Raw genomic sequence first — 24,784 nt, forward strand, 5'->3', positions numbered from 1 at the left:
GACCACAGTTACCCGTCGGCCGGCAAGCACCGAAGCCACCGCATGGTCCCTTATCTTCTGTGTTGATCGTTGAACCACCACGAACCACCTTTCTGGTTTGTGGTGCATTCACAGCTTGACACCGCCCAGGGGAGTTCGGCAACAATGGTTCGCTAGTCCCGGCGCCAACGCATGCCGTGCTGCAAAGAAACTCCGCACTCTGCTGGTAAAGTTTCCGACTATGACTGAACCAGCTGCACGCAAGCAAAAGAAAGAAACCCCGTGGTACATCGAGATCCCGCTCGTTGTCGTCATGACTTTTATCCTCATTGCGCTCGTGCAGACATTCATCGGACGCCTCTATGTGATCCCCAGCCAGTCGATGGAACCTACGCTGCACGGTTGCCCCGGGTGCACCGGTGACCGCATTTATGTGGACAAGATCGCCTATCGCATGAGCGAGCCGGAGCCAGGCGATGTGGTGGTTTTCAAAGCCCCTGATTCGTGGAATAGTTCTTTCCGTCAGCAGGACACAGGCGGTTTGTTGCGCGGCCTGCAGAACCTAGGTTCCTACGTGGGGCTGACCTCGCCCGATGAAAACGATATGGTCAAGCGTATTATCGCCACCGGCGGTCAGGAAGTTCAGTGCCTCGCAGGTGACGAGGGTATTAAGGTCAACGGTCAGCTTGTCGATTCTTCCTACCAGCTCCAGCCGCCGACCTACCCGGCGAATCCGCAGCGTGGCTCCGAGGCATGCAGTGGCGATTACTTTGGCCCTGTGAAAGTCCCGGAAGGCAATTACTTTGTCATGGGAGACAATCGCACTAATTCGGCCGACTCCCGCTTCCACCTCGCTGACGAGCTGCAGGGTACCGTTCCGCGCGACAATATTGTGGGCAAAGTACAGGCGATCGTGTTGCCGTTTGACCGCATCGGCGCGGTCGAGGATTTGGATATTCAATAGCGATCCGCACTAGCTCATGATCGAGCAAACGCTCATAGCGGCCGGTTTTGGCCCCGTTGCTGGGGTTGATGAAGCTGGTCGCGGTTCGTGTGCCGGACCAATCACTATCGCGGCCTGCATCTTGCCGACGACATTGCCGGAGGAACTGGCTGGGCTAGACGATTCCAAAAAGCTCAGCCCGGTGCGTCGCGCCCGGTTGTTTCCGCTTATCCAGAACTTGGCGCTTAGCTGGAGCATCGTGCATCTTCCCGCCACATTTGTGGACGAATGGGGCATCCAGCACGCAAACATCTCCGGCATGCGGCGCGCAGTAGCCAGGTTGGAGCTGCGGCCCGCCTACGCGCTTATCGACGGCTTTGGCGTACCCGGCCTCACTCAGCCTTCACTACCGATTATCGGGGGAGACGCTTACGCGCCGTGCATTTCCGCGGCCAGTATCCTTGCTAAGCACTCCCGCGATGTGCTGATGGCGGAGTACGCGCAGCAGTTTCCGGGCTATGGATTTGAGGCTCACAAGGGCTACGGGACGAAGGTGCACATGGACGCGGTGCGCCGCCAAGGTGCAAGCCCCATTCACCGCTATAGTTATGCCAACGTTGCTGCAGCACATGCACATTGGCTAGGTGAAAAGGAGACACGGTGAGCGCTGAAGAGCTGGAAAACTACGAGGCCGAAGTTGAGCTGTCGCTGTACCGCGAGTACCGCGATGTGGTGAGCCAGTTCTCTTATGTCGTCGAGACGGAGCGCCGGTTCTACCTGGCGAATGCAGTGGAGCTTATCCCGCACACTACTGGTGGCGATGTGTACTACGAAGTGCGCATGTCTGACTGCTGGGTGTGGGATATGTACCGCGCAGCCCGTTTCGTGCGTTTCGTCCGCGTGATCACCTTTAAGGATGTCAACATCGAGGAACTCGACAAGCCAGAAATGATCATCCCAGACTAGAACTAGGGGCAGGGGATACGATCCCAGTTTTCAAGTCCCTTGATCCGTACGCCGTCGATCTTGCATGTCGCTACATTACTGGGGAGCTCTCCGGTGATGATCTCATGCCGTGGCGGAAAGCACGCTGCGCCCTGAGCAAGATTGTGGAATCGGTGTGTACAGCCGAGCACCTGGGCTTCGGTTAGTGCGAAGCCACCGAAGTCTATGAGCCGATGATGGGGACGATGAATTAGTCAGCGTCAAGCGGGAGTATGCCCTAACGATGCGCAGCTGTGGATAGCGGGGGTCATCCACAGTTAGGCACGGCTCGCAGTCGTCCCTTGTTACTTCCTATGGAATCGTCCCAGGTGATATAGCACGATCACGTACTTGGGGGACACAGTGACAACAAAGCTCGGCAGTTTTGGGGAAGCACAGGCAGCTGACTACTTTCTTGACCGAGGTGGAATTATTCTCGGGCGCAACGTGCGCTACACCTGCGGTGAAATTGACCTTATCGTTCAATTGAACGGGCAGGTGGTGTTTGTTGAAGTCAAGACTCGGTCTACAGCTGACTTCGGGGCAGCAGAAGCAGTGACACCTCGAAAATTCTCGCGGCTCAAGCGCGCCGCCGCACGATGGTTGGAGGGGCAGCCCTACCGGGAAGTGCGCTTCGACGTCCTAGTGTTCCTCCTCGATGAAGGCACCGTGCAACACTTTGAGGGGATTGACTGTGGCGCTTGCTAAAACCAACTCCGCGACGATTGTAGGAGTCAGCGCGGTGCCCGTTGGAGTTGAGGCCAATATCGGCCCTGGGCTCCCCGGGATGTTCATCGTCGGTCTTGCGGGGGCGGCGCTGGCGGAATCCAAGGATCGCCTTAAGACTGCGATGCTTAACGTTGGACTTCCATGGCCCAAAACCAAACTCGTGGTCAATTTGTCTCCCGCAGATATTAGAAAGTCGGGGAGCCATTTCGATCTGGCCATATGCGCGGCGGTGCTCTCCGCAACCACTCAGATCGACCTTTCAGAGATCATGATCCTGGGTGAGGTGGGGCTAGATGGCTCGGTAAAGCCTGTGCCCGGAGTTCTTCCAGCGTTGATCGCCGCTCGAGAAAGCGGGATGTCTCTTGCCATGGTACCGGCAGGTAATGAGGCTGAGGCAGCGTTGCTAGCGGGACTAAATATCCTCTTGGTTTCGCATCTGCAAGAGCTAGCCGAATGGATGATGGGGATGCCGGCCCTGCAGCGGCCGCAGCTGTTAAACGAAACAGCTCCTGAACAGCCGGACATGGTGGATGTGGTGGGGCAGCCCGACGCCAGGCTCGGTGCTGAAATCGCAGCGGCAGGCGGGCATCATTTGTTCTTGGTGGGCCCTCCAGGATCGGGAAAATCGATGATCGCTGCTCGTCTGCCGGGGCTCCTGCCGCCGTTGGGTCCAGAACAGGTTATTGAGGCCACAGCCGTGCATTCGGTGTCCGGTTTGAGTTTCAACGGGCCGGTTACAGCAGCTCCCTTCGTGGCACCACATCACAGTGTGTCGCAGTCAGCGTTGCTCGGTGGTGGTTCCGGACACCCTGTGCCGGGCGCTGTCAGCTTGGCACATCATGGGGTGTTGTTTCTGGACGAAGTCAGCGAGATTCCCGCGCAGGTGCTTGATAGCTTGCGCGTCCCACTAGAAGCCGGCCAAGTCCGATTGTTGCGCCAGCATCGCGAGGTGGTGTTTCCAGCGCAATTGCAACTAGTCCTTGCAGCTAATCCCTGCCGGTGTGGCGCAGAAGAGGCGCCCGCCTGTACTTGTAGCGCTAGTACGCGTCGTCGCTATTTGAGCAACGTTTCCGGCCCGCTGCGTGATCGCATTGATTTATGCGTTCGTACCTATTCGCAGGGGTCAGTGTTGGGCGGGGAGGCAGAACCAACGGCCTGCATCGCGGAACGGGTGCAGGCAGCGCGGGAGCGGGCGCAGCATCGGTGGGGTGTGTTGAATGCGCGCATTGATCCGCGCCGGCTGCGACGGGATTTTGTGGCCGATGACGTCGCCATGGCGTATCTGTCTGCGCTGCTTGCCGACGGCAGCATCAGCCAGCGCGGAGTGGACAGATCCCTCAAAGTGGCGTGGACGTTGGCCGATCTCGCGGGTACGCCTTGTCCCGGACTTGATGAAGTGACACGTGCTATCGAATTGCATTCCGGTGGATTGGAGGCAGCATGACGACACGGGCGCAGGCATGGGCCTATCTGTCACGGTGTTTGGAAGGTCCTAACCGGACACTCCAGAGACTTCTTGCTCAAGGCCGGGATGTGGAGGCCATTGCACAGGCGATAAAGCGTCGAGAGTCATGGATTGGGGACCTGTTGGGACAAACACAGGCACGATACGCTTTGGATCAATCAGCCCAGGACTTGGCGCATATCCAGCAACTAGGTGGGCGTCTGCTCACTCCGGAATGTCAGGAATGGCCGTCCACAGAATTTGCGCAGTCTTTCGGTTTCGCTGCCTCCGGTAGGAGTGACTGTGCGCGCTCGGTGCAGGAGGACGCAGTTCCGCCGCATGCCCTGTGGGTGCGGGGAAGCAACGTGAGTGAATTGCTTGCGCAGTCTGTAGCAGTGGTGGGCACCCGCGCGCACTCGCGTTATGGAGCGGAGGCTACTCGCCAGTTGGTTTCGGGGTTGTCGTCTCATCAGTGGACGATTGTTTCGGGCGGCGCTTTGGGCATCGATGCGTTGGCGCACAACGCTGCTCTTTCCGCAGGAGGAAAAACTGTAGTGGTTGCGGCTTGCGGGTTGGATCGAAACTATCCGCAGGCGAACTCTGCGATGTTCGATCGTGTAGCAGGCGACGGTGCGATTATTAGTGAGTATCCGCCTGGTACTCCGCCGGCGCGACACCGCTTCCTTACGCGAAATCGTTTGGTCGCAGCGATGACTGCGGGGACTGTAGTGGTAGAGGCCGCGTGGCGTTCGGGAGCGTTGAATACGTTGACCTGGGCGGAAGGTTTTGGTCGGGTAACAATGGCCGTTCCAGGACCGATCACCACCGCTGGCTCGCTAGGGTGTCATGATCGAATCCGCAATGGTCACGCGCAGTTGGTGGTCAGTGCGGATGAAATCCGGCAGCTGCTATCGGCGGTGGGGAAGCTAGACGTTGAAGCACAGTATGAAATTCAGTTTGCAGCTGACAAGATTCAAACCCTGTCAAGGAATGAAATGCGTGTGTTTGACGCGATGTCTGAAACTGCGCTCAAGGCAGAGGACATAGCTGTGAATGCGGGATTGAGTATTCAACTTACCGTCCATTTGCTCGTTGACCTGGCTAAACGTGGGGTAGTAGAGCGGGAGGGGAGCCAGTGGAGGCGCGCGGAATAATCTCGCAGAAAAATAACACAACAAAAACCTTGCGTAATTAGAAACGGCAACCTAACATAGGTTAGGCAAGCCTAAGTGAAGGAGTTGTAGTTCGGGCTGGTTCTGCAACTCCGACCATTCCTACTAGTTGTGGGCAGTGTGGCACCTCCAACCACCTGCACGCGACGCGCGCTAAGGTTATGCATTATGGGTGAGTTCAAGGTAGTGGCGGTACGACAAAAAGTCGTGCCGCCACTTGCTTTTGGAGTGTCATGGCTGCATTAATACCGCTTATCGACGACTATTGCGAAGCGCTCCACTTGGTCGCAGGAAAATCCCCGGCCACAGTCAAGGGTTACCGTAGCGATCTGACACTCCTGGCAGAGGTTGTGCCCTCAACCGCAGAATTTCAGCTCGTTGCTTTGCGTGCCTGGCTTGGACAAGCCGTGGCCGAAGGGAAAGCCAGATCTACTCTTGCCCGTCGGACAGCTGCAGTGAAGGGGTTTTCTTCCTGGCTGGTCAAACATGGAGAGATTGAAACTGACGTTGCAGCTCGCCTCGTGAGTCCGAAGCCGGGTCGTCATCTTCCGCGGGTCTTGGCTGCCAAGGAAGCAGGGGAGCTGATGGGGAATGCGGCCTCGCGCTCAGAGGCTGAATTCCTGCGCGATTCTGCCATTTTGGAACTCATGTATGCCGCAGGCATCCGCGTTGGAGAGCTTGTGGGCCTCGATGTGGATGACTTGAGCCTGAGCTCAAAAACCGCACGGGTAACAGGTAAGGGGAACAAGCAGCGCGTCGTGCCCTTTGGTGCTGCGGCTGCTGATGCCCTGGGGCAATGGTTGGGATCGGGCAGGAAAGAGTTAGCGGCTGCCGGGGAAGCTGCTCTCTTTGTCGGGGTGCGGGGAAAACGGATTGACCCACGTCAGGTGCGAAGAGTAGTAGAACAGGCTGCTGCAGTATCCGGGATTTCTGGACTCACCCCGCACGGACTGCGACATTCCTCCGCGACTCACTTGTTGGACGGAGGAGCCGACCTGCGTGTAGTTCAGGAAATGTTGGGACATTCCTCTTTGCAAACCACCCAGATTTACACCCACGTCAGCGCCGATCGGCTCAAAGCGGCTTTTGATCAGGCGCATCCACGGGCTTGAGCCGGATCGTTGGGGCATCAAGTAGCGAGAGCGGATTGATGTAGTCATCCTTCGCCTTCAGCGCGCCCCAATGCAGCCCCTCTGAGCCTGCTAGTGTGCCGATGACTTGGCCGCTGCCCACCGACATTCCTGCCGCAACATGTGGGTGTACAGGCTGATATGTAGTTCGGATGCCGTCCCCATGCTGAATGGATATGGTGGGTTTGCCGGCGATGCTTCCCGCAAACACGACTTCCCCTGTTTCCGCGGCTCGGATTGGGCTGCCAGGCGGAGCGGCGAGGTCTACTCCTCGATGCCCTGGCAACCAATTGCGTTCCGGTTTGTCAAAAGGGCGCTGGATCCCTTGGACAAATGCAGCGCCGGTGGTGGGGGAAACATAAGCATGGGCAGGATCTGGCAACGCGAAAACTAGCAGCAGTCCTACCAGGAACCAGGAGAGTCTCATGGCTAGTAGGGTGATGGGTTGAGTGGGCGTCGACAAGCGTTGTGGCGCCAAAGCTGTGGAAGATGGTGCGTTTGGGGCTAAAGTCGCCTGACCTGTGGAGAACCGGTCGTGTTCATTTGGAAAAGCCGGTGCCAACCGCTAAAGTGATCCCTAGCAGTGTGTCCGCACATTGACTACGCGCGTCCAAACACAGTCTTGCGCAACGAGGTCCCTGTGGATTTTCACCGGGTGTTGTGCTGCGGCTTGGTCGCTAGGAGCAGGAGAAAAACCTGCACAACTTTTAAAACCGAAACTTCTACTTGAAAGGAAGCACCCATGGCAGTTGTAACCATGCGCGAGCTTCTCGACGCTGGCGTCCACTTCGGACACCAGACCCGTCGTTGGAACCCAAAAATGCGCCGTTTCATCTTCACCGATCGTAACGGTATCTACATCATCGATCTCCAGCAGACGCTGACCTACATCGATCAGGCCTTCGAGTTTGTCAAGGAAACCGTTGCACACGGTGGCACCATCCTTTTCGTTGGCACCAAGAAGCAGGCTCAGGAAGCTGTTTCTACCGAGGCTGATCGCGTCGGTATGCCATACGTGAACCACCGTTGGCTCGGCGGTATGCTGACCAACTTCCAGACCGTCTCCAAGCGTCTGCACCGCATGAAGGAACTGCAGGCCATGGACGCAGCCGAGAATGGCTACGAGGGTCGCACCAAGAAGGAAATCCTCATGCTCACCCGTGAGCGCACCAAGCTGGAGCGTGTACTCGGTGGCATCGCGGAAATGAGCAAGCTTCCTTCCGCAATGTGGGTTATCGACACCAACAAAGAGCACATCGCCATCAGCGAAGCTCACAAGCTGTCCATCCCTGTGGTAGCTATCCTGGACACCAACTGTGACCCAGACGTAGTTGACTTCCCAATCCCAGGCAACGACGACGCTATCCGCGCCACCGCACTGCTTTCCCGCGTCATCTCCACCGCTGTGGAAGAGGGCAAGAAGGCTCGCGAAGAGCGTCAGCTCGCCGCAGCCAAGGATGCCGCAGGCGAGAAGGAAGAGCCTGCAGCAAAGGAAGAGCCTGCTGCAAAGGAAGAGCCTGCTGCAAAGGTAGAGGTCGCCGCTAAGGTTGAGGCAACCGAAGAAGTAGCTGAAGAAAAGGCTGCTGAGTAAAACAGTACTTTCAAATCCCCTTGTGCTTACGGGCGCAAGGGGATTTTTCGCGTTCTGCGCTGTAAATCGGATTAGGGAAGTCGGATTTCGGGGCGAAAAGTGAATAAAACAATCAGGTTGACAGATCTGCGCCCTAATTCCGACTTCCATAATCCGACAAAGACGTTCGCCAGGCCCAAATGAGATTTGTGCAAAGGACTGTGCCGGGCCCGAACTCAGACCGTAATCCCTGTTAGACCGAAAGGGTTCGTACACCACTCCACCGGACTTGACCCTCTGTCAAGGGCGACGGAAGTAAAAGCGTTGTTTCTGCGATTTAAAAACCCAGAACTTTCTGAGAATCCAGCCACAGGCAATTGCCGCATAGCGAGAAAAACTAGCCGGCGATCATTTGCTGGACGGCTAGTTGGTGCACCTGGAGATTACCCCGCCCCATGCTTTACTTGTCAAAATGTACCTAGAGGGTGACGAAAACCATGGGCGTTATCATTGACCCTGTATTCTATGGGGTGGGGGTAGATCTCTTTCGAGACGTGGTATGAATTTTCCTATTTGAACTCACTGCTATGCGTTACCAAGTAAGCTGTAGTCCCAATGATAAACATGGCAGCGATGATACTTGCTATGCGGCTTAGAATGGTTTCTGGATGAAAGACTGCGTAGACGCAGAATCCGACAGAAACTAGCCCCCAAAGAACTAAGAGCTTCTTTTTCAATCCCTTTCATCCTCTCACTTGGTTACTGAGACCAGCACATTCCAGTGGGGAACAGCCGAATTCCATTGCCCCAAGCGCCACAAATGCCTACTAGGGAAGCCTCTGCAGCGAGAGCGGTTGCCACCGGCGTGGCAACCACAATGGAAACACCAGTACTGTCTTGGGTTGACAGTCGTCAGACTATGCGCGGAAGCCAAGTGAAATTCATTTCAATGTGATAACAACTCCGACGATCGTGGACGCAGGGTGACGTATTATTTTGAGGAAGTAGCTTCACAAGGCTGCTTCGAAGATAGTTGGTTATACAAGACGTGCTTTTGTTCAGTAGTTCTGGCTCGTTTTTGACCACCCGCTGCGCGCACTTTTCCGAACTCTAAGCTAGACTTCAACAAGGAAAATTTCTTCTAAAATCAAGGAGGATCGCCCCAACATGGCGAACTACACTGCTGCAGATGTCAAGAAGCTGCGCGAAATGACCGGCGCTGGCATGATGGACAGCAAGAAGGCTCTCGAAGAAACCGCTGGTGACTTCGAGAAGGCTGTCGAGCTGCTCCGTATCAAGGGCGCTAAGGACGTCGGCAAGCGTGCAGAGCGCACTGCTGCTGAGGGCCTGGTCGCTGTTTCCGGTAACACCATGGTCGAGATCAACTCTGAGACCGACTTCGTTGCTAAGAACGCTGAGTTCAAGGACTTCTGCGCCAAGATCGCTGACGCTGCTGCTGCAGTGAAGGCAAACTCCGCTGAAGAACTTGCAGCCGCTGAGGTTGACGGCATGACCGCTGCAGAGGCTATCCAGCAGCTGTCCGCAAAGATCGGCGAGAAGCTCGAGCTGCGTCGCGCCGTTACCCTCGAGGGCGAGAAGATCGCCGTCTACCTGCACCACCGTGCATCTGACCTGCCACCAGCAGTTGGTGTCATGGTTGCTTACACCGGTGATGATGAGGCCGCTGCTAAGGCTGCTGCCATGCAGGTTGCTGCGATGAAAGCACAGTACCTCTCTCGTGAAGACGTCCCGGCTGACGTTGTTGAGAAGGAGCGCGCAACTCAGGAGAAGATCACCCGCGAAGAAGGCAAGCCAGAGGCAGCCGTCGCAAAGATCGTGGAAGGCCGCATGAACGGCTTCTACAAGGATGTCACCCTGCTCGAGCAGGCTTCTGTTTCTGACAACAAGAAGACCGTGAAGCAGCTCATGGACGAAGCCGGAGTTACTTTGACTTCCTTCGCCCGCTTCGAGGTTGGCCAGCACTAATCCAGTGCTCAATCAAAGCGTTCCGTACCAAGCGTGCGGGGCGCTTTTTTCGTGTGTAAACCATGTAAACTGTTCCTAGTTAAACGCCCAAAAGGAAGGTAGAACATTCATGTCGGAGGATTCCGCAACCAAGCGCCAAGGATACAAGCGAGTGATGCTGAAACTTGGCGGTGAAATGTTCGGCGGCGGAAACGTTGGTATTGACCCAGACGTGGTGCAAAACGTCGCGCGGCAGATCGCTGAGATCGCGCAAGCAGGCACCGAAGTGTGTGTAGTCATCGGCGGCGGAAACTTCTTCCGTGGCGCGCAGCTACAGCAGCGTGGCATGGATCGCGCGCGCTCGGACTACATGGGCATGCTCGGTACCGTCATGAACTGTCTCGCTCTGCAGGACTTCCTGGAAAAGCAGGGCGTAGAGACGCGCGTGCAGACTGCCATCAACATGGCCCAAGTTTCCGAACCTTATTTACCACTGCGGGCAAAGCGTCACCTTGAAAAGGGCCGAGTAGTCATCTTCGGTGCGGGCATGGGAATGCCATACTTTTCTACGGATACCACCGCTGCGCAGCGCGCCCTCGAAATCGACTGTGAGGTGCTGCTCATGGCGAAAGGCGTGGATGGCGTCTACTCCGATGATCCTCGCACCAACCCTGAGGCCACCATGTACACCGAAATCACGCCACAGGAAGTCATTGAAAAGGGCTTGAAGGTGGCTGATTCCACTGCTTTCAGCTTGTGCATGGATAACAAGATGCCGATTCTGGTGTTCAACCTGCTCACTGACGGCAACATCGCCCGGGCGGTACGCGGCGAGAGTATCGGAACCTTGGTTCGTTCCTGATATCTTAAAACACTAGCGCTAACTAACGACGAGACTTGAGGAACAGCATGATTGACGAAATCCTTTTTGAATCCGAAGAACGCATGAACGTTTCGGTCGAGCACACCCGTGAGGATCTGACCACCATCCGCACCGGTCGTGCAAACCCTGCAATGTTTAATGGCGTCATGGCGGAGTACTACGGCACCTTGACCCCGATCACTCAGATGGCCACTATCGCAGTACCAGAGCCACGCATGCTGCTGATTAAGCCATATGAGATGTCTGTGATGAACGAGATTGAGAATGCGATTCGTAACTCGGATCTCGGCGTCAACCCAACCAATGATGGTCAGGTACTGCGCGTCACTATCCCGCAGCTCACTGAGGAGCGTCGTAAAGACATGGTGAAGCTGGCTAAGAGCAAGGGTGAAGACGGTAAGATCGCCATCCGCAACATTCGCCGTAAGGGCATGGAGCAGCTCAAGAAGCTGCAAAAGGACGGCGACGCAGGCGAGGACGAAGTTGTCGCAGCCGAAAAGGAACTGGATAAGGTAACCCAGAAGTACGTCGCACAAATGGACGATCTGGTAGCCGCCAAGGAAAAGGAGCTCATGGAGGTTTAGTCCTACCTGCCATGAACCATTGCGCTGTTAATCATGCAGCGCTTTTCTTATGTAGGAGCGAACGTGGAGCATATTCGACCCAAAAACTCGGCTGGTCGAGACTTAAAACAGGCCATCGGGGTAGGCGTGGGTTTGGCAACCCTCGTTTTGCTGTCGATATTTGTCAGCACGTTCGCGTGGTACCCGCTCGTGGCTGCGGCTGTGTTCGTGGCTACCTGGGAAGTTCATGCGCGACTTAAAGAACACGGCTATGTCCTGCAGCGCGCTGTGCTCCTCATCGGGGGACAAGCAATGGTGTGGCTTTCCTGGCCCTTCGGTACCACCGGATTAGTGGCCGGTTTTGTTACTAGTGTGTTGGCGCTGATGTTCGGTCGACTGTTTCATCACGGTCATAACACCGCCCCCCAAAACTACTTGCGCGATATGTCGCTGGGAATCTTCGTGCTGACGTGGATCCCGTTCTTCGGCTCCTTCGCCGCGATGCTCTCCCTCATCGAGCGGCCCGGCGTGCCTTATGGCATGGTCATCATCACTTTTATGCTGTGCGTCATCGCCTCGGACGTTGGCGGCTACATTGCAGGCGTGATGTTTGGCACGCACCCAATGGCTCCGGCAGTGAGCCCCAAGAAGTCCTGGGAAGGCTTCGCCGGATCCATCATTCTAGGCAGCATCGCGGGGGTACTATCGGTGCATTTTCTGCTGGGCGCGCAAGCGTGGCTCGGGTTGCTGCTTGGCATTGGCCTCGTGGTATGCGCGACGCTTGGAGACTTGGTGGAAAGTCAGTTTAAACGAGAGCTAGGGATTAAAGACATGTCCGCCATGCTTCCAGGGCACGGCGGACTAATGGATCGATTGGACGGCATGTTGCCATCCGCAATGGTCACATGGCTGATTCTCAGCCTGACCTAGGACTTTAGGACTTATAAGCCTTCTTAACCTGGCGACGCAGCTCAAGCATGCGCACACCGCCGACCAGCGCCATGATCAGGGCACCGGAAATCGCGGAGAGCAGGAACCCGATACCAGCCGGGAACTGGAAGGTCCACATAAACAGGTTCAGATCAACTTTCTGCTGATTCTGCATGATGAAAACCAGCAGCAGGATAAGTAGCAGCGCACCGAAGATTAACGCGACCCACGTGCCTCCTGCGAGCGAGCTGTTGACCTTGGTTGGTTTAGTCTGCTTTGGTTCTACGCGCTTTTCGACGTCCGTTGCGGGCGCACTCTGTGGCTGCGAAGCGTCGTCCGGTTGAGCGTCATACTGAGTTAAGTCATCGTTGTTCGGAGTAGTCATGCCTTATATTGAACGCGGTGTGGCGGAAAATCGCCAATTGGCGCTCAGCGGGATACGTGGAAAGATGGGGGCTACTATGGCTGAAATCCCTCTCGTATTTAACGCCCCAAAGCGTGGCATGCCGCCGAAACACTTCGCTGACCTCACTGCTGAGGAGCGCATTGCGGCGGTGCAGGAACTTGGACTTCCGAAGTTCCGTGTTGATCAAATTGCACGTCACTACTATGGGCGGCTAGAAGCCGATCCAATGACGATGACAGATCTCCCGGAAGCAGCTCGCGCCAAGGTGAAGGAAGCACTCTTCCCAACACTGATGACATCGGTTCGAGAGATCTCCACTGACAATGGTGAGACCACCAAAACCCTGTGGAAGTTGCATGACGGCACACTTCTAGAATCTGTGCTGATGCGCTACAAGGACCGCGCTACCTTGTGTATCTCCTCCCAAGCAGGTTGCGGTATGGCGTGTCCATTTTGTGCTACCGGCCAAGGGGGCTTGGATCGAAACCTATCTTGCGCGGAGATCGTCGACCAAGTGCGCGCCGCTGCGGCGACGATGCAGGCCGAAGGGAGTCGACTTTCCAACATCGTGTTCATGGGGATGGGGGAGCCGCTGGCCAACTATAAGCGCGTGGTTTCTGCGGTACGTCAGATTACCTCGCCTGCCCCACAGGGCTTTGGTATTTCCCAGCGCAATGTCACCGTATCCACAGTCGGACTCGCGCCAGCGATTCGCAAACTTGCTGATGAAGAGCTCTCCGTCACCCTCGCTGTTTCTCTTCACACCCCTGATGATGAGCTGCGCGATACCCTCGTGCCGGTGAATAATCGTTGGACTGTCACTGAGGTGTTGGACGCTGCCCGCTATTATGCGGACAAGTCGGGACGCCGCGTCTCCATCGAGTATGCGCTGATCCGAGACATCAACGACCAGGGCTGGCGCGCAGACATGCTGGGGAAGAAGCTCCACAAGGCGCTCGGCCCCCTCGTCCATGTCAACCTGATTCCGTTGAACCCAACCCCTGGTTCTAAATGGGATGCCTCGCCGAGGGACCGCCAGGACGAATTCGTTCGGCGGGTCAGTGAACAAGGTGTGCCGTGTACCGTGCGCAACACCCGCGGCCAGGAGATCGCTGCGGCCTGTGGCCAGTTGGCAGCTGAAGAACGATAATTTCATTAGGCTGTAGCCTATGACTGAGGCTACATTTGAAGTTCGCAATTTAAGAAAGAGCTTTGGCACCCAGGTCGCGGTAAATGACCTGAGCCTCAAAGTTCCCCGGGGCAGCATTTACGGCCTAGTTGGGCCTAACGGCTCCGGAAAGACCACAATGATTTCCATGGCCACCGGATTGCTACGTCCAGATGCTGGTACCGCCAGTATCTGTGGCTTCGACATCTGGGAACAGGGTATGGAAGCCAAGCAACGGTTTGGGTTGCTTGCGGACGGAATGCCCGTGTTCGATCGGCTCACAGGACGCGAATTCTTGGAGTACTTGGGCAGTCTCCGGCGTATGCCGCCAGAAGTTACCCAGCAACGCGCCACCGAGTTGTTGGCCGCGCTCGGGCTCACCCCGGCGGCAGACAAACAAATCGTGGACTATTCCGCGGGCATGACTAAGAAAATCCTGCTGGCGTCGGCACTGCTGCACAACCCGCCGCTGCTCATCCTTGATGAGCCATTGGAGGCGGTGGACCCGGCTTCTGCACAAGTGATCCAGCAGATTCTGCGACGCTATGTTGCCGCTGGCGGAACGGTGTTGTTGTCTTCCCACGTGATGGAGCTCGTGGAAGGACTGTGCGATCACGTCGCCATCATCAAGGATGGTCAAGTACTGCGGCAAGGACACGTTGCGGAAGTACGGGGAGATTCCACCCTCACACAAGTCTTTGTCCAGCTCGTCGGCGGAGGTGACCTCGCAGCGGAGGCCTTGGGGTGGTTGAAGAGCGATGACTAAGACCCTATTGAAACTCCAATCAACCCTGTGGCGACGCAACCTCAAACACAACCCACGCCAGGCTTTCATGATCATCCTGGTCACGGTCTACGCCGTGGGCGGGGCCATCGGGATCTATCTGGCGACGGCCGCTAACCTACACGAGGGCGTGGTGACCGCGTTTCCCGCTCTCTTAGGAATCGGCTGTCTGTCATATCTGCTGGCGGGCTTCGCCATGCCGAGCGCAGAGGATAATCTCATCCCAGAGAGCTTTTCCGTGCTGCCACTGCCGGCAAAGGATCTGATCCAAGCCTGTGCCATAGCCACCCTGATGCAAAGTCGCGGGGTACTTGCTTTGTCATTCACCATCATTTCGATGGTGTTTGGGGCAGCGATGTTGGGTTTTGGCTGGGTAGTGGTGCCAATGCTCGTGCTGCAGCTTGCGATCACGCTCTTTGCAGGGCAGCTGGTGACGGGGTTGCTTTCGGCAGGTGGCGGACGCCGGAGCCAGGAACGCTCAGGGATGATCTCAGCAGTGCTCGGCTTTGTCTTTATCATCGGCTATAGCCTTGTTATGCAGATGTTGCCGGAGGATGGTGTGTTCCCGCTTGGTCCCTTCGGTGAAATAGCGCAGTGGACCCCCATCGCGGCAGCGCCAGCCGTGGTTTCTTCGATGGCAGCGGGCAAATATGGCGCCGCCGGGGTGCAGCTGTTGATTGCAGTGCTCAGCCTGGTAGGGATTTGGTGGGCGTGGCAGCGCACCATCGCCCGTCGATTAGCAGCACCGATCGTTGCGGAACAGGGAGCGGCGGACTTCAAGCCTTCCGAGACCTTGTTGATGCCTTGGGCGCCGCGCACGCAGGGTGGCATGATCTACTCCCGCGCCTTCCGCTATGTGCGCAGAGACGCGAAGCTGACCGCTTCTTTGGCGATCTTCCCGCTTTTCGCCGCTGTCTTCCTGATCCAGGGGGTGACGATCGGTCCGTCTCAGCTCTATGTCGGGGCTTTTCTCATGGCCTATTTCGGCGCTGCGGTGAGTTCAAATGATTTTGGTTATGACGGCCCCGCTAACTGGGTGCATATCGTTACTGGGCTGTCGGCGAAGACGCTGCTTGTCAGCAGGCATCTTGCGATGGCTGGAATCGTCTGGGTAGCGGTGGCAGTCTATTGCGCCATCATGTTAGTCATCGCCAAGGGGGACAGCATCGCCTGGTGGGTCTCTGGTGCTGCTGTAGCTGCTGCATTGAATGGCGCAGCCTTTGGCCTGATTTTCAGTGTGCATAATCCCTTCGCCACTGCGAAACCAGGCACTAATCCTTGGCAGGATAAGTCCGGATACTCCAGCGCTGCTTTCGCATCCAGCTTTGGTGCATTGTTGCTCGGATGGATACCGCTAGTCCCTGGTGCCGGCTTGTTGATCGCGGGCTTTGTCATGGAGAATATGCTGCTGAAAGTCGCCGGTCTAGTTCTGATGCTGGCGCTCGCGGTGGTGTTCTACCTAGTCACTATCCACCTGACTTCGCGCAAGCTAGCAAACAGCTATCCAGAGATTTTCCAGAAGGTTAAGGCCTGGGTGAACTGATACTGGGCAGAAAAAATCCCCACTTCACCGGAAACGGGGAGTGGGGATTTAGCTGAAGAATTAGGCGCGAAGCTCGCCCTTAACGCTCACAGGATCCACGTTGAGCGCACGCATCTGAGATTCAGAAAGGCCAGCGTAAGTGCCGGTCATGGCGTGCTGATCGTAGGTCCAGTGTGGCTCTACGTGATCCTGTGGCTTGTTGTGTGCGGTAACGGTGCGCACCTGAGAGAGCTTTGGCTGGAAAAGCTGGAGGAGCAGTCCAATGGCGATCAGTGCAGCAATTGCGATCAACCAGATAGTCTCCACGTGGCCACGGTGGTTACCAAAGTTCATGCCGAGCAGGAATGCCACGGAGATCCAACCAGCGATTTGGATTGGGCGACGTCCGATGTTGTGCCAGCCCCACGCTGCCGATGGCTCGTCTAGGGTAGACACGCCATTGTGAACCTCAGGCTCAATCTTGTGAGAACCAGCCACGCTCATAGCTCCTTCAGTGAGAAAACGTTTTTAATATCTTCGCATATTGTAGGGCCCGCAGCCCATAAACTCGACAACGACCCTGTCCTTTCGCAGCGACGCTACACCCAAAAGTGGTCAACTTCATGTTTGAGCGGTTCATCCGGGTGCAACAATGGAGGGCGTGAAAAAGCGCATCGTGGTTTTGGGGAGCACCGGATCAATCGGCACGCAGGCCCTGGAGGTGGTGGCGGAGAATCCGGATAAATTCGAGATCGTCGGCATCGCTGCCGGAGGTGCGCATCCAGAGGGCGTCGTTAAGCAGGCGCGAGAGTTGGGGCTGAGTGCATCGCAGGTCTGTGTTGCGCGTCCCGAAGCTGCAGCACAGGTGTCTGAGGCACTCGGCGGCCGGGTGCTGGAGCATGCCCATGAGCTTGTCGACGCCATCGATTGCGATACCGTCCTGAACGCACTCGTCGGTTCGATGGGACTGCGTTCGACCTTGGCGGCCCTGGATCGGGGTGCCACCCTGGCGTTGGCAAACAAAGAGTCTTTGGTCGCCGGTGGACACATTGTGCTGGAGCGTGCGCAGCCTGGGCAGTTAGTACCAGTGGACTCCGAGCACTCGGCGATGGCGCAGTGCTTGATGAGTGGGCGCCGGGACGAGGTGGCGCGTTTTGTACTTACCGCCTCCGGAGGCCCGTTTCGCGGATGGAATCGCGAAGAAATGTGGGAGATTACTCCGGAACAGGCTGCGCAGCATCCGACCTGGTCGATGGGGCAGATGAACACGCTGAATTCGGCGACACTGATTAATAAAGGTCTGGAACTGATTGAGGCCAGCCTGTTGTTCGGGGTGGATCCAGCGCTCATTGACGTCACTGTGCATCCGCAGTCCATTATCCATTCGATGGTGACCTTCCATGATGGTGCCACCATCGCGCAAGCCTCGCCCCCCTCCATGAAACTCCCAATTTCCATGGCATTGGATTGGCCAAACCGAGTAGCAGGGGCGCAACCCGCGCTTGATTTCACGGATGCAATGAATTGGACCTTCGAGCCCGTCGACGATGCGGCTTTTCCGGCGGTCCAACTGGCTAGGGAGGCCGTCGGCGCGGGCGGCACATTCCCAGCCGTATACAACGCGGCGAATGAAGAGGCAGCGGCGGCCTTCCTTGCTGGGCGAATTAAGTTCCCACACATCGTGGACACTGTTGCTGCGGTACTTTCAGCTGCCGATCAGTTCGCTGGTGTACCGTCAAACGTCGACGATGTCATCGCGACGGAAACCGAAGCCCGGCGAAGGGCAAACGAGGTCGTGGACAGCTTGGACACATAATTAGGGAGAACACTTAAGTGAGCTATTTTGCGGGAGTATTCCTGTTTGCTCTTGGTATTGCCGTGACCATTGCCCTGCACGAGCTCGGCCACCTGGGGGTTGCGCGGGCTTGTGGGATGCGAGTGCGTCGTTACTTCATCGGGTTCGGCCCTACTGTCTTCCAATTCACTAAAGGCCACACTAGTTATGGCCTGAAAGCAGTTCCGCTAGGCGGTTTCTGCGACATTGCGGGAATGACTGCCATTGATGAGGTCACCCCGGAAGAAAAGCCTTACGCAATGGTTGATAAGCCCTGGTGGGCGCGCATCGCGACGCTGCTTGGTGGTGTGGCAATGAACATGCTCATCGGGCTAGTGGTGCTGTACGCCGTGGCGGTCGGCTCTGGGCTGCCCAACCCGAAGGCTGATTTCAGCCCGGTTGTGGGGGAGACTACCTGCGTCACACCGGAGTGCACGGATGCAGGTCCCGCTGCGGCTGCCGGCATCAAGGTGGGGGATAAGATCTTGGCTGTCGACGGCCAGTCAGTACCGACCTTCATGGACGTACGCAAGATCGTGATGGACAAGCCGGGGCAAAGCGTTGCGGTTGATATTGAGCGCGCCGGAGAACGCCAGCACATCACGGTCGTGGTGCCGGCTGTGGAGCGGGAAACCCAGGACGGCCAGAAAATCACTGTCGGTGTCATGGGAGTGACCGCGGCTCCTATCAAAGACGACATCAAAAAATACGACCCACTAGCTGCGGTTCCAGCGACTTTTGCATTCACCGGTGAATTGATCTCCGCAACCGTGCATGGATTAGCTGCCATGCCAGCACAAATCCCCGGAGTGCTCGCATCGATTTTCGGCGCTGAGCGCGCGGACACCAGCCCGATGAGCGTGGTCGGTGCCTCCCGCGTCGGCGGCGAAATGGCAGAGCGTGCCCAGTGGGCGATATTCCTGTTGATGCTGGCCAGCCTGAACTTCTTCTTGGCTCTGTTCAATCTGATTCCACTGCCGCCTCTGGACGGCGGACATATTGCCGTCGTGTTGTGGGAGAAGCTCCGGGACTGGGTGCGCGGACTGCGGGGCCTGGCTCCAGCGGGCCCTGCGGACTACACCAAGCTCATGCCTTTGACAGTCGTCATGACGGGCACCTTGTTGGTTTTAGGCGTAGTGGTGATCGTGGCGGATATCGTCAATCCGGTTCGCTTATTTGGCTAGTTGCGTCGCGGATGTCTGCTGGCCCGGTGGTAGAGTAGTGACCACTTAATTCTTGTGTTTTTCAAAGGAGCACCTCACGTGTCAACCCCAATCGGCCTCGGAATTCCAGATGCACCGCTGCCAACCCTCGCACCGCGCCGCAAGACGCGCCAGTTGATGGTCGGCAAGGTGGGTGTCGGATCCGATCACCCGATCTCGGTGCAGTCCATGACCACCACGAAAACGCACGATATCAATGCCACCCTGCAGCAGATCGCTCAGCTGACGGCCTCGGGTTGTGACATCGTGCGTGTTGCATGCCCGAAGACGGTGGATGCTGAGGCGTTGCCGATCATTGCTAAGAAGTCTCCGATCCCAGTGATCGCAGATATCCACTTCCAGCCGAAGTACATCTTCGCCGCGATTGATGCCGGATGCGCCGCAGTGCGTGTTAACCCGGGCAACATCAAGGAGTTCGATGGCCGAGTGCAGGAAGTAGCCAAGGCCGCCGGCGATGCGGGCATCCCCATTCGCATTGGCGTCAACGCTGGTTCGCTGGATAAGCGCATCATGGACAAGTACGGGAAGGCTACCCCAGAGGCGCTTGTCGAATCCGCACTATGGGAAGCCGGGCTTTTCGAAGAGCATGGCTACGGAGACATCGCGATTTCGGTTAAGCACAATGATCCGGTGATCATGGTCGAGGCTTACCGGCAACTTGCGGCGAAGTCTGATTACCCGTTGCACTTGGGCGTTACCGAAGCAGGTCCTGCTTTCCAGGGCACCATCAAGTCCTCAGTGGCCTTTGGTGCGCTGCTCGCAGAAGGTATCGGCGATACCATCCGCGTCTCGCTGTCTGCGGATCCGAAGGAAGAAATCAAGGTAGGCGACCAGATCCTGCAGTCGCTGAACCTACGTCCTCGCAAATTAGAAATCGTCTCTTGCCCGTCCTGTGGTCGTGCCCAGGTGGACGTGTACAAGCTGGCTGAAGAAGTCTCCGCTGGCCTCGAGGGGATGGAAGTCCCACTGCGTGTTGCTGTGATGGGGTGCGTAGTTAACGGTCCAGGTGAGGCTCGCGATGCTGACTTGGGTGTTGCTTCCGGCAACGGCAAGGGCCAGATCTTTGTTAAGGGCGAGGTTATTAAGACCGTCCCTGAGTCCCAGATCGTGGAAACCCTGATTGAAGAGGCAATGAAGATTGCAGAAACCATGGAAGACACCACGGTGACTGGCGCTCCTACGGTGAGCATCACCAAGTAACAGACTCTGTGTACTCGGCCGAAGTGGATGAAATCCGTCGGCCGAGTTTTTCTGTGTCATGCTACGAAAGCGGGGGATCTTCCGATACACGCCGTAGAGGTACCCAAACAACCTAAAAGAGCCTGTTAGATTCGTTTTTATGAAGAAGCTTTCCGTACTGGTGGTTGGGGCTTTGGTGGCTGCGTCGATGTCTTCGTGCACCCCAAAACCGAATGTTGCCGACCCCGTTGCGGAAGACTTCGTGGCTGCCGTCGAGCGTGGCGACGTTGAGTCGGCGGCGGCGCTGACAGATAACCCCGAACAAACACGACAGCTGCTCAAAGCCACTATCGACGGCATGCAGGCGGAAGGCCTCGATGCTGCTGTGACGTCGGTAACGAATCAAGACACCATCGCGAACGCGAATATCCACATGGACTGGCGGCTCCCGCGCGAAAGAAACTTCACTTATGATGCCCCGATGACCCTCACCAAGGTCAAAGAGGAATGGAAAGTTCGATTCCTCCCCACGGTGATCCATCCGAAGCTAGGCAACAACCAGCACCTCGAGCTGCGAGCCCTCGAAGCGGAGAAATCCCGCGTGGTCAGTGCAGACGGAGCCGACGTTCTCAAGCCTGGGAGCGTCCAGCGCATCCTGATCAACACTGATGAAGCCGGGAACCTTACCGGCGCTGCCGCTCGTGTGGCCACTGCAATCAATAATGCACACGCACAAAACAAGGCGGTGCCGAAGATTGACCAGCAAGAACTGTCCAAGAACCTTGCAGATCACAAGGGTAGGTATTCCGTTGCCGTCATTGGTGGGCCGGAGGGCAAAGCTGTCGCAGACGACCTCCGTGGTATCCCCGGGGTGATTGTGAACGAAGAGGCCGCGATGGTGCGCACCGACCCCACCTTTGCGCCGGAAATCATGTCCCGCGTGGAGAAAATCGTGTCCGATGATTTACAAGGCGCCAACGGCTGGCAGATCGCAGTGGTGAACCAAAACGGCGCCGCCATTGAGTCGCTTGAACGCCACGAGCCACAGCTCGCCCCCGCCGTGAAGATCAGCCTGGATCATCGCATGCAACAAGCAGCGCAGGAATCGGTTGACCTCCGCCAAGGGATGAAGGCGATGATGGTGGCCATCCGGCCGTCGACAGGCGAGATCCTCGCGGTGGCGCAAACCCGTGCCGCTGATGAGGACGGTGACCCTGCACTGATGGGCCAGTATCCGCCCGGCTCGACGTTTAAGATCATCACGGCGTCGGCAGGCATGGCGCACCAAGGGGCCACCCCGGGGACGACGGTGCCCTGTCCGGGCAGTATGGAAGTCGGGCCGCGCATCGTGACCAACTACAACAGTTTCTCTCGCGGTAATACTTCGCTTGAGGACGCATTCGCGCAGTCTTGCAACACCACCTTTGCTGACATGTCTTCCCGTCTTGCGCCGGGAGAACTTGAGAATATGGCCAAGAGCTTCGGGCTCGGCTTGGATTACCACATCTCGGGTTTGGACACCATGACAGGTAGCGTGCCGCGTGGTGATGAGTTCATGGAGCGCGTTGACGAAGGCTACGGCCAGGGCAAAGACCTGGCGAGCCCCTTCGGCATGGCGCTCGTCGCCGCGACCGCAGCTGCAGGAAAGACGCCACTGCCACAGCTGATCTCTGGACATGAGACGACCGTGGACCAGCAAGTTTCACCACCGGACCCCGGAGTGCTGGACAACCTAAGGTCTATGATGCGTTCCGTGGTTACCTCTGGTACCGCTCGCGGCATGGGCCAAACGGGTGGCAATATTTATGCCAAGACCGGTGAAGCGGAGTTCAGCGGAGGATCGCATGCGTGGTTCGCCGGCTATCGCGAAGATGATGTTGCCTTTGCCACCCTCATCGTTAACGGCGGCGGATCTGAGTCCGCGGTGGCGTTGACCGACCACTTCTTCAAAACCGTCGACGGCGGTGACAAGCCATAACTGGGATCGCGCTAGCATGTATTACATGAGTACGCGCGGAAAATTAACCCCAGGACAATCAACCCCCATCCGGACCGTTCCGAACCACATCGCACGACCGGAATATGCTTGGAAGTCCGAAGTCCAAGAGGCAATGGGGGAGCCTCTCATCCAGACCCCAGAGGTAATCGAGGCCATGCGGGAAGCCTCCAAGATCGCTGCGAATGCGCTAGTGCTGGCAGGGCGGGCAGTGCAGCCAGGGGTCACTACCGACGAAGTCGACCGCGTAGCGCACGAGTACATGTGCGACCACGGTGCTTACCCATCAACCTTGGGCTACCGGGGATACACCAAGTCTTGCTGTGTTTCCCTCAACGAGATTGTTTGCCATGGAATTCCCGATACCACGGTGATTCAAGAGGGGGACATCGTCAACATCGATGTCACCGCTTTCAAAAATGGTGTCCACGGAGATACCAACGCCACCTTCCTGGCCGGCGAGGTTTCGGAGGAGCATCGGCTGTTGGTCGAACGCACCAAGGAAGCCACAATGCGCGGCATTAAAGCGGCGAAACCAGGCCGGCAGGTCAACGTGATCGGACGAGTCATCGAGTCCTATGCCAAGCGCTTCGGCTACAACGTAGTGCGTGACTTCACCGGTCACGGTGTCGGCCCAACGTTCCACAACGGGCTGGTGGTGCTGCACTACGACTCCGACGTCTACACCGATCTCCTTGAACCAGGAATGACACTGACCATCGAACCGATGATCAACCTGGGCTCCCTGGATTACGACATCTGGGATGATGACTGGACGGTGCAGAACCGCGATGGCAAGTTCACCGCGCAGTTCGAGCACACCATCGTCATTACCGACGAGGGCAACGAAATTCTGACCCTCCCAGACGAAGACATCTAAGTGTCTGCGCTCCTCATCGCCGGTACCACCTCCGACGCGGGTAAATCGGTAGTCGTGGCTGGTTTGTGCCGCGCCCTTGCCCGACGTGGAATCCGAGTCGCGCCATTCAAGGCGCAGAACATGTCCAACAACTCGGTGGTGTGCCCTGATGGGGGAGAAATCGGCCGTGCCCAAGGACTGCAGGCGCTGGCCTGCGGATTAGAGCCCTCCGTAGATTTCAACCCGGTGCTGCTCAAACCGGGTTCGGATCGGACGTCGCAACTGGTGGTGCGCGGACAAGCGCGCGGCAGCGTGAGCGCACGAAACTACATCGAACACCGTGCCCACCTGCGCAAAGTCTCGGCGGATTGTCTCGCGGATTTGGAACGACGCTTTGAGCTAGTGATCTGTGAGGGGGCGGGATCCCCTGCGGAAATCAATCTGCGTGAGACTGACGTAGCTAACTTCGGGCTCGCTGAAGCCGCTAACTTGCCGGTTTATATCGTTGGCGATATCGATCGCGGGGGAGTACTCGCGCACCTCTACGGCACTTACTTCATTTCCGCGCCCCGGGATCGAGAACGCATCAAAGGCTTTGTGATCAACAAATTCCGTGGCGATCAAAGCATCCTCGACCCAGGGCTGGTACAGCTGGAAGACCTGACCAGCGTGCCGACCGTCGCGGTGCTGCCTTTTATCGAAGGCCTGTGGATCGATGCCGAGGATTCCCTGCAATCGGTCATCGGTACCAGCGTCGGTCCCCAGACCCGTGCACTGGGCAGCCAACACCTGCGTGTAGCAGCGGTCCGGCTGCCGCGGGTATCCAATGCCACGGACATTGAGGCATTGGCCTGTGAACCGGGCGTCAGCGTCACCTGGTCTGCGGATCCGGACTTCATCGCGGATGCCGATCTCGTCGTCCTACCAGGCTCCAAAGCCACCGTCTCTGACCTACAGTGGTTGCGCTCGACAGGGATTGCGGAGGCCGTGACCAGCCGTACCCTCCCGACCCTGGGCATCTGCGGCGGGTTTCAAATGATGTGCACGCTTATCGACGACCCAGTCGAATCTTCCTCCACCACCGCAGGCCTCGGGCTGTTTGATATCGATATTGCCTTTGCTCTCGAAAAGACACTGATCAAGCACGATGGAGGCGCCTACGAGGTACATCATGGGCAAGTAGCACGCTCTACAGAGAAACCATGGATTGGTTCAGAAGGCGCCGCCCGGGGGTCGCTGCGCGGAACCCACCGCCATGGCCAGCTGGAAAACGATGCCTTCCGACGGGAATTCTTGGAATGGGTGGCCGCTGCAGCCGCCAAACCCGGGTTCCAGGTTGCCCCAGACGTGTCCTTCCAAGCCGAGCGGCTACGGCAGCTGGATCTGATCGCGGATGCTCTTGAGGCGGCGTGGGATTTGGATGAGCTGCTGAAAGTGGCTGGGTCTAAAAGCTAAACACAGTTGATACTGCAGCGGGACCGGCTTCGGAATACGCTGAGATGATATCTAAGTCACTGGCAG

Annotated in this window: 24 protein-coding genes; 21 read left to right on the forward strand and 3 right to left on the reverse strand. The window is 57.2% G+C overall.

All coding sequences use genetic code 11. The features are described 5' to 3' along the window. Positions 1 to 220: 220 nt before the first annotated feature. The 7 genes from lepB to WG915_RS00035 all read left to right on the forward strand — a co-directional run bounded on the left by lepB (position 221) and on the right by WG915_RS00035 (position 6,363). Positions 221 to 943 carry a signal peptidase I gene (lepB, locus tag WG915_RS00005; protein WP_339563310.1) on the forward strand — a complete coding sequence of 241 codons (723 nt, stop codon included), beginning with the start codon at positions 221 to 223 and terminating at the stop codon, positions 941 to 943. Positions 944 to 959: 16 nt separating this feature from the next. Further along, entirely contained in the window at positions 960 to 1,586 is a 627-nt protein-coding gene (locus tag WG915_RS00010; protein ID WP_339563311.1) for a ribonuclease HII, read from the forward strand. Continuing rightward, positions 1,583 to 1,888, forward strand: coding sequence for a DUF2469 domain-containing protein (locus WG915_RS00015; protein WP_339563312.1), 306 nt, complete (start codon positions 1,583 to 1,585; stop codon positions 1,886 to 1,888). Before WG915_RS00010 ends, WG915_RS00015 begins: the two co-directional genes overlap by 4 nt. Positions 1,889 to 2,269: 381 nt before the next feature. Further along, a complete protein-coding gene (locus tag WG915_RS00020; protein ID WP_339563313.1) occupies positions 2,270 to 2,614 on the forward strand; it encodes a YraN family protein in 345 nt (114 codons plus the stop codon). Next, positions 2,601 to 4,079, forward strand: coding sequence for a YifB family Mg chelatase-like AAA ATPase (locus WG915_RS00025; RefSeq protein WP_339563314.1), 1,479 nt, complete (start codon positions 2,601 to 2,603; stop codon positions 4,077 to 4,079). Before WG915_RS00020 ends, WG915_RS00025 begins: the two co-directional genes overlap by 14 nt. Then, positions 4,076 to 5,233 carry a DNA-processing protein DprA gene (gene dprA / locus WG915_RS00030; protein ID WP_339563315.1) on the forward strand — a complete coding sequence of 386 codons (1,158 nt, stop codon included), beginning with the start codon at positions 4,076 to 4,078 and terminating at the stop codon, positions 5,231 to 5,233. Before WG915_RS00025 ends, dprA begins: the two co-directional genes overlap by 4 nt. Before the next feature lie 251 nt (positions 5,234 to 5,484). After that, on the forward strand, positions 5,485 to 6,363 hold the full coding sequence (locus WG915_RS00035) for a tyrosine recombinase XerC (protein ID WP_339563316.1): 879 nt from the start codon (positions 5,485 to 5,487) through the stop codon (positions 6,361 to 6,363). Here the strand turns inward: WG915_RS00035 and WG915_RS00040 are convergent. Continuing rightward, the gene (locus WG915_RS00040; protein WP_339563317.1) at positions 6,326 to 6,808 is read right to left on the reverse strand and encodes a M23 family metallopeptidase; all 483 of its coding nucleotides are present in this window, start codon (positions 6,806 to 6,808) and stop codon (positions 6,326 to 6,328) included. The genes WG915_RS00035 and WG915_RS00040 overlap by 38 nt on opposite strands. Before the next feature lie 315 nt (positions 6,809 to 7,123). On the opposite strand from WG915_RS00040, the gene rpsB reads away from it, so the two are divergent. The 5 genes from rpsB (at position 7,124) to WG915_RS00065 (ending at position 12,292) form a co-directional block, all read left to right on the forward strand. Continuing rightward, positions 7,124 to 7,972, forward strand: a complete 849-nt coding sequence (gene rpsB, locus WG915_RS00045; protein ID WP_339563318.1) for a 30S ribosomal protein S2 — start codon at positions 7,124 to 7,126, stop codon at positions 7,970 to 7,972. 1,146 nt (positions 7,973 to 9,118) lie between these two features. Beyond that, the gene (gene tsf, locus WG915_RS00050) at positions 9,119 to 9,937 is read left to right on the forward strand and encodes a translation elongation factor Ts (protein WP_339563319.1); all 819 of its coding nucleotides are present in this window, start codon (positions 9,119 to 9,121) and stop codon (positions 9,935 to 9,937) included. Between the two features lie 109 nt (positions 9,938 to 10,046). Next, positions 10,047 to 10,778, forward strand: coding sequence for a UMP kinase (gene pyrH, locus WG915_RS00055; protein ID WP_339563320.1), 732 nt, complete (start codon positions 10,047 to 10,049; stop codon positions 10,776 to 10,778). A 47-nt stretch (positions 10,779 to 10,825) separates the two neighbouring features. Further along, positions 10,826 to 11,383 carry a ribosome recycling factor gene (gene frr / locus WG915_RS00060; RefSeq protein WP_339563321.1) on the forward strand — a complete coding sequence of 186 codons (558 nt, stop codon included), beginning with the start codon at positions 10,826 to 10,828 and terminating at the stop codon, positions 11,381 to 11,383. 63 nt (positions 11,384 to 11,446) lie between these two features. Then, the gene (locus WG915_RS00065; protein ID WP_339563322.1) at positions 11,447 to 12,292 is read left to right on the forward strand and encodes a phosphatidate cytidylyltransferase; all 846 of its coding nucleotides are present in this window, start codon (positions 11,447 to 11,449) and stop codon (positions 12,290 to 12,292) included. Positions 12,293 to 12,296: 4 nt separating this feature from the next. On the opposite strand, the gene WG915_RS00070 is transcribed toward WG915_RS00065, so the two are convergent. Continuing rightward, positions 12,297 to 12,677 (reverse strand): LapA family protein, encoded by a 381-nt coding sequence (locus WG915_RS00070; protein WP_339563323.1) that lies wholly within the window; start codon positions 12,675 to 12,677, stop codon positions 12,297 to 12,299. 76 nt (positions 12,678 to 12,753) lie between these two features. On the opposite strand from WG915_RS00070, the gene rlmN reads away from it, so the two are divergent. From rlmN to WG915_RS00085, 3 genes are read left to right on the forward strand one after another with little or no spacing between them, the layout of a single operon-like run. Beyond that, a complete protein-coding gene (gene rlmN, locus WG915_RS00075) occupies positions 12,754 to 13,848 on the forward strand; it encodes a 23S rRNA (adenine(2503)-C(2))-methyltransferase RlmN (protein WP_339563653.1) in 1,095 nt (364 codons plus the stop codon). A gap of 19 nt (positions 13,849 to 13,867) precedes the next feature. Continuing rightward, entirely contained in the window at positions 13,868 to 14,632 is a 765-nt protein-coding gene (locus WG915_RS00080) for an ABC transporter ATP-binding protein (RefSeq protein WP_339563324.1), read from the forward strand. Next, the gene (locus WG915_RS00085) at positions 14,625 to 16,193 is read left to right on the forward strand and encodes a hypothetical protein (protein WP_339563325.1); all 1,569 of its coding nucleotides are present in this window, start codon (positions 14,625 to 14,627) and stop codon (positions 16,191 to 16,193) included. The genes WG915_RS00080 and WG915_RS00085 overlap by 8 nt, the downstream gene beginning before the upstream one ends. Positions 16,194 to 16,253: 60 nt before the next feature. Here WG915_RS00085 and WG915_RS00090 read toward each other — a convergent pair whose 3' ends face one another. Next, positions 16,254 to 16,670, reverse strand: coding sequence for a DUF2631 domain-containing protein (locus WG915_RS00090; RefSeq protein WP_339563326.1), 417 nt, complete (start codon positions 16,668 to 16,670; stop codon positions 16,254 to 16,256). A gap of 154 nt (positions 16,671 to 16,824) precedes the next feature. Here WG915_RS00090 and dxr point away from each other — a divergent pair, with 154 nt between their 5' ends. The 6 genes from dxr to WG915_RS00120 all read left to right on the forward strand — a co-directional run bounded on the left by dxr (position 16,825) and on the right by WG915_RS00120 (position 24,718). Next, positions 16,825 to 17,988, forward strand: coding sequence for a 1-deoxy-D-xylulose-5-phosphate reductoisomerase (gene dxr, locus WG915_RS00095; protein WP_339563327.1), 1,164 nt, complete (start codon positions 16,825 to 16,827; stop codon positions 17,986 to 17,988). 17 nt (positions 17,989 to 18,005) lie between these two features. Then, positions 18,006 to 19,190: a M50 family metallopeptidase gene (locus WG915_RS00100; RefSeq protein WP_339563328.1), complete on the forward strand. Its 1,185-nt coding sequence runs from the start codon at positions 18,006 to 18,008 to the stop codon at positions 19,188 to 19,190. A gap of 78 nt (positions 19,191 to 19,268) precedes the next feature. Continuing rightward, on the forward strand, positions 19,269 to 20,429 hold the full coding sequence (gene ispG / locus WG915_RS00105) for a flavodoxin-dependent (E)-4-hydroxy-3-methylbut-2-enyl-diphosphate synthase (protein ID WP_339563329.1): 1,161 nt from the start codon (positions 19,269 to 19,271) through the stop codon (positions 20,427 to 20,429). A 139-nt stretch (positions 20,430 to 20,568) separates the two neighbouring features. Next, positions 20,569 to 22,386, forward strand: coding sequence for a penicillin-binding transpeptidase domain-containing protein (locus WG915_RS00110; RefSeq protein ID WP_339563330.1), 1,818 nt, complete (start codon positions 20,569 to 20,571; stop codon positions 22,384 to 22,386). Between the two features lie 25 nt (positions 22,387 to 22,411). Next, positions 22,412 to 23,284, forward strand: a complete 873-nt coding sequence (map, locus tag WG915_RS00115) for a type I methionyl aminopeptidase (RefSeq protein ID WP_339563331.1) — start codon at positions 22,412 to 22,414, stop codon at positions 23,282 to 23,284. Then, on the forward strand, positions 23,285 to 24,718 hold the full coding sequence (locus tag WG915_RS00120) for a cobyric acid synthase (RefSeq protein ID WP_339563332.1): 1,434 nt from the start codon (positions 23,285 to 23,287) through the stop codon (positions 24,716 to 24,718). It abuts the gene before it with no gap. Positions 24,719 to 24,784: the final 66 nt, after the last annotated feature.

This window comes from Corynebacterium sp. H128 (assembly GCF_037482625.1).
Taxonomy (GTDB): Bacteria; Actinomycetota; Actinomycetes; order Mycobacteriales; family Mycobacteriaceae; genus Corynebacterium.